Source organism: Pedobacter sp. WC2423, from assembly GCF_040822065.1.
Taxonomy (GTDB): Bacteria; Bacteroidota; Bacteroidia; order Sphingobacteriales; family Sphingobacteriaceae; genus Pedobacter.
In genome coordinates this window covers 1,800,473-1,816,344 of record NZ_CP162005.1, presented here as the reverse complement: position 1 = coordinate 1,816,344, position 15,872 = coordinate 1,800,473, and the positions used below count along the sequence as shown (strand labels likewise).

The 15,872-nt window shown below is 35.1% G+C and carries 7 protein-coding genes; 6 read left to right on the top strand and 1 reads right to left on the bottom strand.

The features are described 5' to 3' along the window. The first annotated feature begins 135 nt into the window (after positions 1-135). Positions 136-561: a hypothetical protein gene (locus tag AB3G38_RS07105; RefSeq protein ID WP_367867799.1), complete on the top strand. Its 426-nt coding sequence runs from the start codon at positions 136-138 to the stop codon at positions 559-561. Between the two features lie 337 nt (positions 562-898). Here AB3G38_RS07105 and AB3G38_RS07100 read toward each other — a convergent pair whose 3' ends face one another. Beyond that, positions 899-1,111 carry an Arm DNA-binding domain-containing protein gene (locus tag AB3G38_RS07100; protein ID WP_367867798.1) on the bottom strand — a complete coding sequence of 71 codons (213 nt, stop codon included), beginning with the start codon at positions 1,109-1,111 and terminating at the stop codon, positions 899-901. A gap of 243 nt (positions 1,112-1,354) precedes the next feature. Between AB3G38_RS07100 and AB3G38_RS07095 the strand changes: the two genes are divergently transcribed. The 5 genes from AB3G38_RS07095 (at position 1,355) to AB3G38_RS07075 (ending at position 15,869) form a co-directional block, all read left to right on the top strand. Then, positions 1,355-1,609, top strand: a complete 255-nt coding sequence (locus tag AB3G38_RS07095; protein ID WP_367867797.1) for a helix-turn-helix domain-containing protein — start codon at positions 1,355-1,357, stop codon at positions 1,607-1,609. A 607-nt stretch (positions 1,610-2,216) separates the two neighbouring features. Beyond that, positions 2,217-2,330, top strand: a complete 114-nt coding sequence (locus AB3G38_RS07090) for an HTH domain-containing protein (RefSeq protein WP_367868753.1) — start codon at positions 2,217-2,219, stop codon at positions 2,328-2,330. A gap of 238 nt (positions 2,331-2,568) precedes the next feature. After that, the gene (locus tag AB3G38_RS07085) at positions 2,569-9,588 is read left to right on the top strand and encodes an amino acid adenylation domain-containing protein (RefSeq protein ID WP_367867796.1); all 7,020 of its coding nucleotides are present in this window, start codon (positions 2,569-2,571) and stop codon (positions 9,586-9,588) included. A gap of 15 nt (positions 9,589-9,603) precedes the next feature. After that, positions 9,604-11,469: a class II aldolase/adducin family protein gene (locus AB3G38_RS07080; protein ID WP_367867795.1), complete on the top strand. Its 1,866-nt coding sequence runs from the start codon at positions 9,604-9,606 to the stop codon at positions 11,467-11,469. Continuing rightward, a complete protein-coding gene (locus AB3G38_RS07075) occupies positions 11,466-15,869 on the top strand; it encodes an amino acid adenylation domain-containing protein (protein WP_367867794.1) in 4,404 nt (1,467 codons plus the stop codon). The genes AB3G38_RS07080 and AB3G38_RS07075 overlap by 4 nt, the downstream gene beginning before the upstream one ends. Positions 15,870-15,872: the final 3 nt, after the last annotated feature.

Sequence of the window (15,872 nt, the reverse complement as noted above, 5' to 3'; positions counted from 1 at the left end):
TGATCAAAACGATCTAATATCAGGTATTGAGTAGATAATTTGTAACTGTCACGCTGAAGTATTAGTTTAGGAGCAAAAATACTAAGGTATATTCAACAAGATTACCTGTTTGCTAAAATGCAATAAAAACATCAAATGATTTCAATATTAACTGGCTTGTTCTTGTTATCTATCCTCCTGATAATTATTTGTATTGTCAATGGCCGCTTTGAGCAAGTTTGGTATAAAATGAAACATAAAAATAAGGCTAAACTGGAAGCTCAGATACAAGGACAATTAGCATTAATAAGTTATCCGAAATATTTGGAGAATGATGAGCAGATCAAGCTTTACATTCTGAAAAATTACAGGTGTTTTCCAAACGCAGATGAATGGGGTACATTATTAGTTGAGATGATCAGAGAGCTGACAGTGGCTGGTTGGCATACAGAAATACTCTTATATGTCAAGTACAAATATGGATCTTATCAAACACATATAGTCGAGGAAGACCAAGAAGCGAGGATGCGTTTTTATAGTGTTATACATAAGTACGAGGAAACTCACGATACAAGGAGTTAAGACTCTACCATGAGCAAATTTCGGTATAAATAGCCTTTACACTGCTGACTCAGTAGTCTAAATTTTTGAAATTGTGGAGAGTTGAGTATGTGTTTGGCCAACGCTGCTTAGGGATAAAAACCTTAAGGTGTTTCCAGAACCCTGTAACTGTTCAATGTGCCATGTACATAATCTTTACCTACAAGCTGTTCCATCTTTAAATTATGGTTTACAACGGCCTCCAATAAGGTATAGGAATTGGTGAGCGTACCAAGGTAACTGGATTAATTGCATCTGCTGTAATCGGCAACCCCATATCGAAAACACGTTGATGGGCATAATAAATGGCATTCTGCAATTAGTCAAGATGGGTGTTCAACAACTTGATTTTTTCATTTGAACCGATGGCTCGGCCGCCCTTGGCATTCCATCGCTTAAGATCGCAATCCCGATTGATGGCAATCTCTGCACGATTTCCCTCTGCGGTAATCCTCATGTAGATCGGCACATTTCTACTCACATAGTTCTTTTGCTTTTTCAAATAGAAACCCAGGCTAAAATTGGTCTTCATAATCTCTCGATTTTAGTTGAACAAATGTAGTTTTGCTCCTAAAAGATAAAAGATTTACAGTTTTTAACAACCTGTACAGTAATAAATTATATGCCATTCGGTGATTCAATTTAACCGTCTTTCCTTACTCGATGTTAGTTCTCATTAAAATGTTGCCACCTGTTCTCATTAAAATGCCACCACTTAATATTGATCTATTAACTTGTCAGGATACAAATCCTGACGCTTATGTATCAAGTGGCTATGTATTACACCGTAAAAACATTATTATCCCAGGGTAAATCAATCAGGGAGATCGCAAAAGATTTAGGGATGTGTCGTAAGACCATCTCCAGAATCAAGGCGGCATTGGATAATGGCAAGGACCGCGCAGATGAACAGGTGAGAACCAAGACCCTTGATGGGTATAAGGATCTTATCAATGAATATTTTGAAGATGGTTTAACGGCTCTTTTGATCCACCGTCGGCTTTCCTGTCAAAAAGTATATTATACTTGATTTTTTTGAATTAATCCAGATTTGCCATTTATAAGATAATTTTTTCCTATTCCTCAAGGCAACCCTTTTTAGTCATTAACTTGTGCTTAATACGTCTGTATTTCAGACAGAAAACTTTTGTGAAAATTTGGACCCTTCTGGAAAATGCTTCATCAGGCAACTTCAATTCTATGACACTTAATTTCATATGGTAACTAAAATGCGTTTTTAACGCATTTTATCGGGTAAATCCTGGAGGTAAAATAATTAAATAAATGAATCTGCTTCTGATTTTCATTTATAGATGTTGCTTTACAACTAAAATTTATATTTTTTATAAATCCGATTTACTAAAATCTGTTTAGTAAATCATATTGCTTTTTATTTCTATAAAGAAATATAGAGTCACCTTCCAAAAAAGATCTCTGTTTTTTTTATTATCATATTAGTTTTTATATTATCATGAAGAGTTTGTTTAAAATGAATTTATTAACTTTTTTTTATCATAAATGAGTAGGTAATTTGTTTTTGTAATTAATGTTTGTAATATTTGTTAATAGCAAACGGCGCCGGATATTTACCTGACTAATGAGTATCGTTAAATATATTGACCAACTTTTAACGATTTATTACGATCAGCAGAAAAGCTACCGGAACTCCCGATGAATTTTCTGAGAAATTAGAAATCAGCAGAAGCAAAATTTTAAAGGATATTAAAGAGCTCAAAGCTATGGGAGTATAGTTAGGCTGCTATAAATTAAATATTAATAAATTAAACAACTTAATCATGAAAATAAAAGCTCTTAAAATCGACATGGAAATAATTGTCTGGCTTGATGAAGACAGTTGTTTGAAATAACACCACAGGTACCCACAATCAATATAGTGATACGCCAGGGCTTTAAATTGTGCCCTTGGAACTAGCCAGATGAGGATCAAACTATATTGCAATGCTTAATTTGAATACACCTTTTAATTTAATGAACGAGATAGAGATTTTATCCAATATTTTTTGGCAGAACAAAACTAAAAACAAAGAAAAAGTTATTTTCTCAAAAGGGGAAGTTGAATATGTTAAAAAAGAAATTTCAAAACAGCAACTTGAAAGTTTTATAAAAATTTCAAAAAATAATTTTCTGTCAAAATTTTCAATTGTTTCTTCTGTTTTTTCGTTCATTATCAATAATTATTTTGAAAATTATCAAGGTGTAATTAAAGTATATCCATCTCACCAAATTGATTTGGATAAATGTTTATTGCTGGAAATTGAGGGTAATAATACAGGAACATTTAAAGACCTGTTGCAGTACACTGCTTCTGAGACTAAAGAAGCTTTTTCTCATAAAAATTATAATACGTTAGAATTGAATCTTGAATTGTTTTCTAATTTTTCAATTCAATTTGGGCAAAAAACAGCAGTTTTAAAAGATGATATATCTTTATTATATGAGGAAACAGAAGACAGCATAGTTTTAACATGTTATTATCAGCCTGTACTTCTGGAATGTATTATTGAAAGTTTACTCAGCAATATCGCAAATATTCTTTCCCATTATACATTGCTACTAAATAGTCAGCTATGTTTATATTCTTTCGTTACGGATTGGGAAAAGGAACGCCTTCTTAAATTCAATTCAACAGCGGTTGAATATTCCGGCAATAAGACTATTGTTGAGTTGTTTGAAGAGCAGGTAGAAAAAAGCGGTGATGATAAGGCTATTCTTTTCGAAGGCCTGGAGCTTAGCTACAGCGAGCTTAACGAAGCAGCAAATCAGCTTGGTGGATACCTCCGGAAAAATTATCATATTAAGGCAAATGATCTGGTTGCAATAAAATTAAAGAGGAGCCCGAATATGCTGATCGCGATTCTGGGTATTCTGAAGAGCGGAGCAGCTTATGTACCCATAGATCCCGAATACCCTCAGGATAGAATAGATTATATAGCGCAGGATGCAAAAGCCAAAGTTACAATAGACGCAGAATTCCTGCTGAAATTTGAATCAGAAAAAGAAGCTTATACCAAAGAAAACCTTTCTGTTATAAGTGCACCCGAAAGCCTCGCTTATGTTATTTATACTTCTGGTACAACTGGCCGTCCGAAGGGCGCCATGATAGAGAATAATTCTCTGATCAACCGTTTACAATGGATGCAGAAAGCTTATTCTCTCAACTCCTGGGATACTTTGATACAAAAAACTACCTATTCCTTTGATGTATCTGTATGGGAATTGATCTGGTGGGCGCTTTATGGTGCCAGAGTTTCTGTTTTAACACCAGGTTCAGAAAAGAATCCTTCAGCGCTTATTGATAATATCGTTAATAATAAGGTGACGGTAATCCACTTTGTACCATCAATGCTACAGGTGTTTTTGCATTATCTGGAAACGGATCCAAACTTGATCAGTCAATTAGTTAGCCTTCGCCAGGTATTTGTTAGTGGTGAAGCATTAACAATCTCGCAGAGAACATTATTCTATAAACTACTGCCAGATGTTTCATTGATGAATTTATATGGCCCAACGGAGGCGAGTATTGATGTTACATTTTATGATTGTATCGAAGAGCATTTTGTAGGGAGTGTCCCTATAGGTAAGCCAATAGACAATACCCGTATCTATATACTTGATGAAAAAAAGACTATGGTTCCCATCGGAATTGCTGGTAAACTCTATATATCAGGCGTTGGGTTATCTAGGGGCTATTTGAATAAGCCTGAATTGACATCGGAAAAATTCGTAGAAAATCCTTTTGAAGATGGAGGCCGGATGTACGATACCGGAGATTTGGCCAGGTGGTTACCAGATGGCAATATAGAATATTTGGGAAGGAATGATTTTCAGTTAAAGATACGGGGCTATAGAATAGAACTTGGCGAAATAGAGACGAATATATTGCATTTCAGTCCGGCTATTAAACAAGTAATTGCTGATGCGAAAGAAGTAAACGGAGAAAAAGTATTAGTTTCTTACTACGCTACAAATCAGGGATCAACAGTAAATAAAACTGAACTCCGTGAATATCTGCAAAGTAAACTGCCTGAATATATGGTTCCGGGTTTCTTTGTTGAGTTGGAGAATATTCCATTAACTCCCAATGGTAAAGCCGACCGTAAGGCACTGCCTGATGTTATTTGGCAAGATTTGATCAGAGGAGTGTATGTAGCTCCGAGCAATGAGAACGAATACCAGCTTGGAAAAATATGGCAGGAAGTCCTGGGAGTAAATCAGGTGGGAGTTACAGATAATTTTTTTGAACTTGGAGGTCATAGTTTAATGGTGGCCCAGGTTCTGAACAGGATCTACAAAAAACTGGGTATGCAGATAACCTTTAAAGATTTCTTTGCTTACCCTACTGTTGAAGGCAATAATAAAAGCCTCAGGAGTAGACATTATACCCCGATACCAAAATCAGAAATTCAGGAGAATTACCCGTTAACCCCATCGCAGCACAGACTTTGGGTGCTTAGTCAATTAGAAGGTGGTTCGCAGGCATATAACATGCCAGCTATAGTTACCTTCAAAGGAAATCTTAATGTCAGCTATTTTGAAAAAGCCTTCAGTATTTTTATAAACAGACATGAAATACTCAGAACGTCATTCAGGCTGGATACTATATCGGGTGAAATCCGTCAGTATGTTGCTCCGAAAGAAGAGACTGGGTTTAAAATTGAAGTGATCGACTTTACTGAAAAGAATGAAGCGGATATAGAAGAGTTTTTACAGGCAGCCAATGCCAAAACTTTTAATTTAGAACAATCTCCGTTAATAAGAGCAACATTACTGAAGAAAAAAAAGGACAAAAATCTATTTCTTCTGTCCATGCATCATATTATTGGTGATGGTTGGTCGACAGAGGTTTTGATATCAGAAGTAGTTGGCAATTACAACAAACTTCTTCAAGAGGGAGATATTGAAGAGGATGGGGTTGAAGAAAATGAATTGTCTATCCAGTATAAAGATTATGCGGTATGGTTACAGAAAGAGATCAAAAGCGAAAAGTATCAAATTGCAGAAAAATATTGGTTAAAGCAATTTGAAGGTGAGCTTCCGGTATTAGAATTACCGAGCTACAATACACGTCCGCTAATACGTACTTACAATGGAAACAGTATAAGTCATCTGTTTTCGGAAGAATTTACAATAAAGCTCAAAACGTATTCAGCGAAACATGAATGTACGCTGTTCATGGTCCTGATGGCAGGTATCAAAGCGTTGCTTTACAGGTATTCTGGTCAGAAAGATATTATTGTCGGAACTCCGATAGCAGGAAGGGAACATCCGGACCTGGAAAATCAGATAGGGCTTTACATTAATACTTTAGTGATAAGAACAGTAATGGAGGATGACAATAATACTTTCGAAAGTTTATTGCAAAAGGAAAAATCTACCTTATTCTCTGCTTACGAACATCAGATGTATCCGTTTGATGAACTTGTAACAAAGCTGAATATTAAGAGAGATACAAGCAGGTCGGCATTGTTTGATGTAATGGTTGTTTTTCAGAACCAGAGTCAGCTAAAGTTAGGCAATACCAAAAATGATATAAAAGATTTAGAGATAGAGAAGTATGAATATCGCAGAAAAACAGCTCAATTTGATGTAACATACAATTTTTCGGATGAAGGAAAACATATAAAACTGGATATCACATATAATAGAGATATTTATGATGCACCGCTGATCAATAGAATGTTTAACCATTTTGAAAATCTCATCTCTTTAATAATAGATGGTGAAGACAGTGATATAGGTATTGAAGAAATAGATTTCCTTACTGAAAAAGAACATCAGCAACTTATCGTTGAATTTAATGATATAAAAGTAACAGATTCGGAAAACAAAACCATAATCGATAGGATTGAAGCACAGGCATCACAGGTACCCGATAATATTGCCCTCGTTTTTGGTGATGTGAAGCTTACCTACCGCGAATTACATGGCAAGGTTAATCATATAGCTTCTATTCTTGGGAGCCGTGGTATAAGTCCCGGAGATAATGTGATTGTAAGTTTGCCCCTTTATCCCGAAAAGGCCATTGTCAGTGCTTTGAGCATTATGAAATTGGGTGCAGTATATGTTCCTGTAGAGCCTGATGTTCCGGATGATCGTTTAAGGTTTATTGTTGAAGATGTTCAGGCTAAAATAGCTTTAGTAGACCTGGATACGCTATCCGGATTTTCCGGATTACTCCCTTTATTAGAAATAGAGAAAACAGAACTTCTGGAAGAAGAGAATAGTGTAATTAAAAATAGGTCACAAAAGGATGAAATGGCATATATTATTTATACTTCAGGATCTACAGGTAATCCAAAGGGAGTAATGATCAGCCACAGTAACCTCAGCGATTACTTTGACGGGCTTGATTCAAAAATATCTATCGCAGAAAATAACTCATTTGCCATGATGTCTACTATTTCTACAGACCTTGGTAATACTGTTTTGTATTCATCATTAATCCATGGTAAAACCCTTCATGTTTTTACCCGTTCTCAATTGAGAGATGTAGAATATATCAAAAAGTATTTTAGTAATACAAATGTAGACTGCCTCAAAATTGTACCTTCTTATTGGAAAGAGTTGGTGCAGGATAAAAATACAATTGATTTCCCTGCTAAAATGATAATTTTCGGTGGCGAAGAACTTAATAGTAGTATCATAACCAATATCCGGTCAAAAAATAAGGGAATCAGTATTATAAACCATTACGGACCAACAGAAACAACTATAGGTAAATTACTGTACAATCTTAACGGAAAGAGTATCTCTGATAAAGTTCCAATCGGAAATGTCTTTGGGAATAATTTAGGCTTTGTTGTAGACCCAAAAGGTAATTTATGCCCTTTGGGTGTAGTGGGGGAACTTTTAATAAGCGGAAAAGGAGTTTCGAGAGGCTATATCAATAATAAGCCCTTAACGAATGCTAGTTTTATAGATTACAGGCTAAACAATCCTAATTCAAAAGCGTATAAAACCGGTGACCTGGTTTACAGAAATGAGGAAGGTGATATTATCTATGTTGGAAGAGAAGATAATCAGGTTAAAATTTTAGGGAACAGAATTGAGTTCGGTGAGATTGAAAAAGCTGTAAATACCTTTCCAGGAATTATTGATAGTGTAACGCATATATTATTGGACGAAAAAGGGGAAAAAAAGATTGTTTCCTATATTGTTACAACTGATGCTGCATACCAAAAACAGGAAATAAAACAGTACCTGAAAAATAAACTGCCATATTTCATGGTTCCGCATATCATCCATCCGATCGATGCAATTCCGCTAAGTTCGAATGGAAAAGTCAACCGTAAAGCGTTGCCCAAACCACAGCTGGAAATAGCTTCCCATTATAGCAGCATTCCACAAAATGACCTGGAACGTGAGATTGCCGAAGTATGGGCTAAGATATTAAACAAAGAGCTTATCAATACAAGAGATAATTTTTTTGAAATTGGCGGAAACAGCCTTAAAGGAGTAAGGTTTGTTAATTATATCAGGAAGAAATTCAACTTGGATTTTGGACTGGAACATATCTTCCATTATCCAACGATAGCTGAAATAGCTGATTTTATTGAGAAGGCCGGAAATAAACAGAGAGAAAATGTAGTTGTAAAAATAAACCAGAAAGAAGGAGAACTTTTTGAGCTTTCAAGTAACCAAAGAAGACTTTGGGTTCTCTCTCATGACGAAAATACATCCAGAGCATATAATATAACTTCAGGACTATTAGTAGAGGGGGAGCTGAACCTTGAAAAACTGGTTTCTTCATATCAGCATATACTCAATAAGTACGACAGTTTCAGGTCATCATTCATATTTGATGGAGAGCGGCCGATGCAGAGGATTCAGCATATGGTAGCGCCTGTTGTTGAAATTGTACATGGGGAATATATTGATGAGAACCAGCTGCAAAAAATTCTGGAAAAAGAAAATGATGTTGCATTCGACCTCGAAATAGCACCTCTTTCCAGGTTAAAAATATATAGCATATCACCGGCTAAACATTTTTTAGTTTTAAAAGCGCACCATATTATAACTGATGGCTGGTCTACGGGTATCTTAATACACGAATGGTTCAACAGCTATAAAAAGCTGTATCATACTAACGAACCTGATCAGGAAAAAAGCGAATATTCATATCAGGATTTTGTAAACTGGCAAAAAGATTTTAATAAGGGTGAAAAAATTAAGGAAGGAGAAAGGTACTGGAATGAAAAACTCAACAGCACATTTTTATTAAACCTTGAAGATTATGATTTTTTCAGTAAAGTTCAGAATAAATCAAACATAACCACTTTTAAAGTAGAAGACCACCTTTACGAGCATCTGAAATTACTTTCGGTTGAGTATAAAATATCGGTTTATTCTATTTTGCTCTCCTCCTATTATCTTACGCTTTATTATATTACAAAGCAACGGGATATTGCTTTAGGAACATCGGTTGCCGGACGTCCGGAGCAGGAGTTTGAAAATGTAATAGGTTTCTTTGTTAATACAATTCCGATAACAACCCATATCAACCCCAAATACAAAATATCGGAATATGCCCAGTATGTATATAAAAATATCACAGACGATATTTCACATCAGTATGTTTCGCTTGAAAGCATAATAAGTAATATAGGAACTCATCTGAATGAGTTATTTCAGGGAAGGTTTGTGCTGAACGAAGATCAATATAACTTTTCTGAACTTATTGAAACTACCAATATCAAATCGGTTAAACTCTATACTACCGATACCACAGTCTCTAAGTTTGACCATAGCATGGTTATGAGGATATCCGGAAACTCTTTATCAGGATCTATAGAATATAAATCTGACAAATTTTCCGGGCAGTATATGGAATTTATTACGAAGGCCTATTTAAAAATACTGGAAATATTTATTGAAAATCCTGATGCTATAGTAGAAGAAAACGCATACCTGGTAGATATGATGAAAAAAGAATATATAGAAAAGAAACAAAATAAATCATTTGAAAACTTCTTAAAGAGCATAAAATAATAAATTATCTGCGACATGGAAAATAATTTTAAAACCCTCATCAATATACAACCTAAAGAAATCAGTAATCACTATCCTAAAGACATAAAGTTTGAAATAATTGGGAATGAATTTACGAAAATAGCAGTAATAACATCAGTGGGAGATCATGAGCTAGAGGATTGGCTTGCGAAAAACAATGATTTTGTAGATGAAATTTATGAAAAAAACAGAATCATTCTATTTAGAAAATTTAATGGCTTTAGCTCTAAAAAAGAATTTTCTTCAATTGTTTACAACTTGTCGACAGGAGGAGCACTTGACTATGCGGAGCCTTCTTCTCCCCGGACACGACTGGAAGATAAAATATATACTTCTACAGAATATCCTAAAGAACAGTCAATACCTCAGCATAACGAACATTCTTACTCAAAATCCTGGCCTAAAAAATTATTCTTTTATTGCGAACGTCCTTCGGAGGTTGGTGGTTGTACACCTATTTGCAATAGTTCTGCTGTTTACAATAAAATACCATCAGAAATTACAAAACGGTTTGAGGATAAAGGTGGTGTAATGTATGTGAGAAACTTCAGCGAGGAAATGGATATTCCTTGGGAAACTTTTTTCGGAACAAAAGAGATAAAAGAGGTAGAAAAATACTGTAAGGAACATCACATGAATCTTAGTCAGATTGATCAAAACAGGCTTAGAATCGACTATGTTGCGCAGGCTACACTCCTGGATAAACCTACGAATAAAAAAATATGGTTTAATCAGGCACATCTGTTCCACTACAGTAATCTGGATAGTGATGTTTACAACTATTTAATAGATACTTACGGAATAGATAACCTTCCGCGTAATAGTTACTATGGAGATGGAACAACCATATCCATAAGCGATCTGCAGCTCATAAGACAGGCTTATGAAGATGTTGCTTTCAGATTCGATTGGGAGCAGGGAGATTTGCTAATGATGGACAATATTAATTTTACCCATGGCAGAGATCCATATGATGGTGCAAGACAACTCTATGTGTCTATGTCAGAAGAGGATGGTGTTCATAATTACTTAAAAGCTGCAGCTACGACAAAGGTAACTGAAGCCAGAAAAAATACTGCGTCTTTTTTTATTATCAATGAGTCTAAGTACGGAGATAGTAAAGCAATGCTTAAATATAAACTTGCCTTATCGTGCAGAATGCTGAGAAGTCTTCAGCTTGATGAAGGAAGCATCAGCGGGCATATCAGTATGAAAGTCCCTAATGAGAAAAACTTATTTTGGGTAAACCCTTTCGGAATATTGTTTGATGAAATAACACCCGATAACCTGATATTGGTTAATAACGATGGGGAAGTGCTTGAAGGAGATTATCCGATTAATGTGGCCGGATTCTGTATACATTCCGAAATACATAATACCAGCAGAGAAGCCAATTGTATTGTACATACACACTCGCCATGGGGAACACTTTTTTCATCGCTTGAAAAGCCCGAAATCCTGATGCTTGATCAGAACAGTTGCATGTTCTATGATAACTATGTATTGTATAATGAATTCGATGGCCCTGTTAATACAACCGACCGTGCCATTAAATTGGCTGAAAAACTGAGAGATAAAAATATTGCCGTTTTAGCCAACCATGGTGCAATTTCTTGTGGAGAGAGTATTGAAACGGCTATGATGTATATGATCAGTTTGGAACGTTCATTCAGGCTTAATGTACTGGCAAGACAGATGAATGAAAAAGTAAATCTGATTGATTCCAAAACAGCTCAAAACTCCAAAGAGTGGATCAGTAATCCTATGGGTTTTAAAATTGAATTCGACGCTTTGGCCAGAAGAATTGAACGTGAATATCCTGACATCAAAAACTATTACCCAATTTCTTTAAGTATATGATAAAAAGATATAATCTGTCACCTCAGCAAAGTATTACATATCTGACTGATAGTGACTCGTACAATGTAATGTCTTTTTCTCTGGACGAAACTTACAGCCGGAAATTTTATGATGCTGTAGAGGAAGTTCTGAATGATGAACTATGTATTTACATGAGTATTGCTTCTTTAGGAAAAGAAGCAATTTTAAGTGTGGGTGAGGAAAGAAATTTCGAAGTGAAATTATTGCGGAAAGAAGAGATAGAAAACGCAGAAAATCAAACCTATAAAAAGCATAACCTGAGTATTACCATTGTTCAGAATAATGAGCATATAGTGAGCGTAACATTTAAGTATTGCCTTTACTATTTTGATAACTGGAGTATAATAACTCTGTACCACCGTATTTTAAAGAAGTATCATACCGGAACTTATGAAAAATCTGATGTGGACTACCTGCAATACTCAGCTTGGCGGGAACATATTATCAGTGAAGAAGAAAATGAAGAAAATCTGGAATTCTGGAAAGATATAATGAAAAATTTCCGGCCTTTCAGAACAAATTTAGAATTGAACCTTTCTGAACCGGGAAAAAGGAAAACACAAATCCATAAACTAGGCGATAAACTGGTACAGGTATTACGAAAACCTCCCATTGACAAAGAGATACTGTTGCTTTCAGGATTGCATTATACCCTTTCCCAGGTATCTGCAGATAAAAATGCGGCATACGGACTAGGCTATGTAAGTCATGGCAGAAGTTTTGATCAACTTTACAATAATATAGGGCTTTACGCCAATCCCTTGCCTTTCAGTGCAGAAGCGATCAAAGGTTTCTCGAAAATAGAAGAATACTGTGGCAGCATAGCAAAATTAATGATGCTACTGAATAGCCGTAAAGAGTATATTCCCTATAATCAGGACTATTCGGATTTTATGAAATCAAATTTCCGGTATATTTTTGAGTTTATTGATTTGGGCGTAATTACTAAAGATAAAACCCAGGTGAGTCAGATAATAGATCACCGGAATAATTACTCCGGTTTGATTACTCAAGTCTATTCCGCACAAGATGAAACAACTATTGCCCTGCACCATAATGATACAATCAGAAGTGAAGATATAGCATACTTTATGCAATTGTGGGAACACAACACCATTCAACTGATAGAGAAATTTCATGAAAATATAGATGCTATTGAATCTGATGAGACAGGGAGCGCAAAACAGCTGAAAAAAGAAAGTACGGAAACCGGAGAATCGCTTTTGGACAGATATTTTGACATAGTACAGCATTTTCCTGATAGAATCGCTATAGAGGATGAAAACGGAAAATATAGCTATAAACAGATCGATGATAAATCAAATGAACTGTCAGCGTTAATTTTGCAGAAAATATCCGATACTTCTTCTCCCACTATAGGAGTAATGTATGATGCAGATTATCACTTGATTGTTGCTTTTTTAGCCATACTAAAGATCAATGGTAGTATTGTTCCTATTGACCCTAATGATTCCGGGCAAAGAATCAAACATATTCTTAATAATGTAAATGCTCAGCTTTTAATTACAGGAAGCAGTTATCAAAAGGAAGAATTTGAGCCTAAGCTTTTTATAGATACGCTGAATTTAACAGGAACTAATTCTAAAGCTGATAATTTCTTTAAATCCAGTGTTCGTACGCCAGACAGCACTTCATATATTATATATACTTCAGGAACAACCGGAGTTCCTAAAGGAGTTTGTATCCAGGATAAATCTTTGATAAACTATATCGATTTTCTTAACGGAACACTCGATATAAGTCATAATGACACCTCTATACTACTTTCTTCCTATGCTTTTGATTTGGGTTATACGAGCTTATGGGGAACTTTGCTTTCGGGAGGAAAGCTACATATGGTGAAAAAAGATACACTGTACGATGTGGATGATGTGATCAGTAAAATTATAGATAAAAAAATCACTTATATTAAAACAACTCCTTCCTATTTCAATGCAATATTAAATGCGAAGGACTTTCATAAGATTGAAGGATCAGCTCTCAAAAAGATCATTTTAGGAGGAGAAAAAATAAAAACAAAAGATTTAACAGACTTTAAAAAATATTTTCAGAATATAGAGCTGATTAACCACTACGGTCCCACAGAAACCACCATAGGAACTGTCTTCAAAAGGATAAAGAGTATAGAGAAGTATGCTGAAAGACCAGTAATCGGAACCCCGATCCCCAATAATTTTGTTGTTGTTTTGGATGAGAGGAATAAAGAAGTTCAAAAATATGAAACAGGTAATATTTATATTGGAGGTGCAGGGCTTGCTAAAGGATATCTGCATAACGATGATCTTACCTCTGAAAAATTTATTGTCCATCCTGAATATGGAAGGATGTATACTACCGGAGATGTAGGTTTCTTTACTTTGGAAAATGAAATCATGTTCCTGGGAAGAGGGGACAGTCAAGTAAAAATCAGAGGTTACAGGGTAGAGCCGGATGAAGTAAAGAATGTAATCAGTTCTTTTCCAGAAGTAACGGATGCTGTAGTATTGCCTGTAGAAAACAATGGAGATACAGGACTTTGTGCTTTTATAGCAGGCTTCTCCAAAGAAAAAGCTTCTGTTCTGGAAGAGTTTCTGAAAATTTCTCTACCTGAATATATGATTCCGGCCAAAATTTTATTTATAGATAAAGTTCCTTTAACGACAAATAATAAAGTTGATTTAAAAGCTCTTCAACATCTCTATGAGGAAGATAAATCAGGAAAAGGTATTTCTGGGTTGTATAAAGAAAAAGGGAGTTTTGTAACTACAGAATTGCATGGACCACTATTAAGGATCTGGAAAGAAACCCTGATGGTGGATGAGATTACAGGTAGCAGTAATTTCTTTTCTCTGGGAGGGCATAGCTTAAAGGGGATACAAATGCTCAACAAAATCTATAAAGAGTTCAATATAAAAATAACGTTAGGGGATATTTACAAATATCCGGAGTTTGAAGGCCTGTCTGGATTTTTGTTGGAAAAAGTAAATCAGAGCGATGAATCCCGCTATACCAGGATTTACCCTGTACCAGTTCAGTCTAGATATGAAGTTTCAAACTCTCAGAAACGGATGTGGTTGTCTACAATAAAAAAAGAAAGTGCAGCATTATTTAATGTGCCTATGCATTATTTAATTAATGGTGCTCTTAATATTGACGCAATTAAGGCTTCTTTTTTAGCGCTCATACAAAAGCATGAAACCCTTAGAACCGTATTCAAATATGAAGATGGGGATATTTATCAATATATTTTATCAATAGAAGATATTGATCTGCATATTCCTGTCGTAGACATAACCGATACATCGTTAATTATATCTTTTTTGCGGCAGGAAAGATATAAGTCTTTTGATCTTTCCCGTGAACTACCCATAAGGTTAACTTTAATCAAAAAATCAGAAACAGCTTATATTCTTGCAACAACGCTTCATCATATTATTTCTGACGGATGGTCACGGAAACTTTTGTATAAAGAGATCAAAGAAAATTACAATACTTACCTTAAAGATAGGCACATTGATATCAGGCCTTTGGCAATACAGTATAAAGACTATGTCAGCTGGCACAAAAGAAAGTATAATACATACGAGGATTTCTGGAAAAGCTTCTTTTCTGAAGATATTCCCGCCCTGGATTTTCCGATAGACTATGTGCGCCCGGGCATGATCTCTTATAATGGGACTGCCATAAGTACAACACTAACAAAAAACTTAGCTGGCTTGAAGCAAAGTCTTAAAGAGCGGTCTCTATCCCTTAATAATTACCTTATAGGTATATATGGGCTGTTGATCCATGCCTATACTGATCAAAGTAAATTCTACATCGGAACAATTTCTTCAGGAAGGACTCACGTTGACACAGAACAGATTATTGGATCCTTTATCAATTATTTGCCTTTAAAAATTAAGGTTTCATCGGGTATGAACTTGAATACATTCCTTGAAGAAAATACTAAAGGGTTTGTGCAGGTGTATGAAAATGAAGATTATCCTTTTGATCTGATGGTGGAAAAATACTTGCTCAGCAATGATGCATCTAGAAATCCTTTCTTTGATACGACAATTATCCTGCATAATGAAGAAGAAGTTTCCCGTAAAGTATTTTTTGATGATGGAGTAGAAATTGAAGAATTTATCCATGAAGAAGAAATTGGAACTCACTCCAAAATAGAATTCAAAATAGATCTTACGATAAGAAAAGAAGAACTCAACATTCGATTGGAATATAATACAGACATTTTTTCTGAAAGTAAAATGAGGAAATTTCTGCAGTTATATTCAGATCTGATTGAAAAAATGGTGAATAATTATGGGGATACCCTGAATGAAGTTATTGATGCACTACGCATTGAGATTAGTCAGGATCAGGAATTTTTAATATAGTTA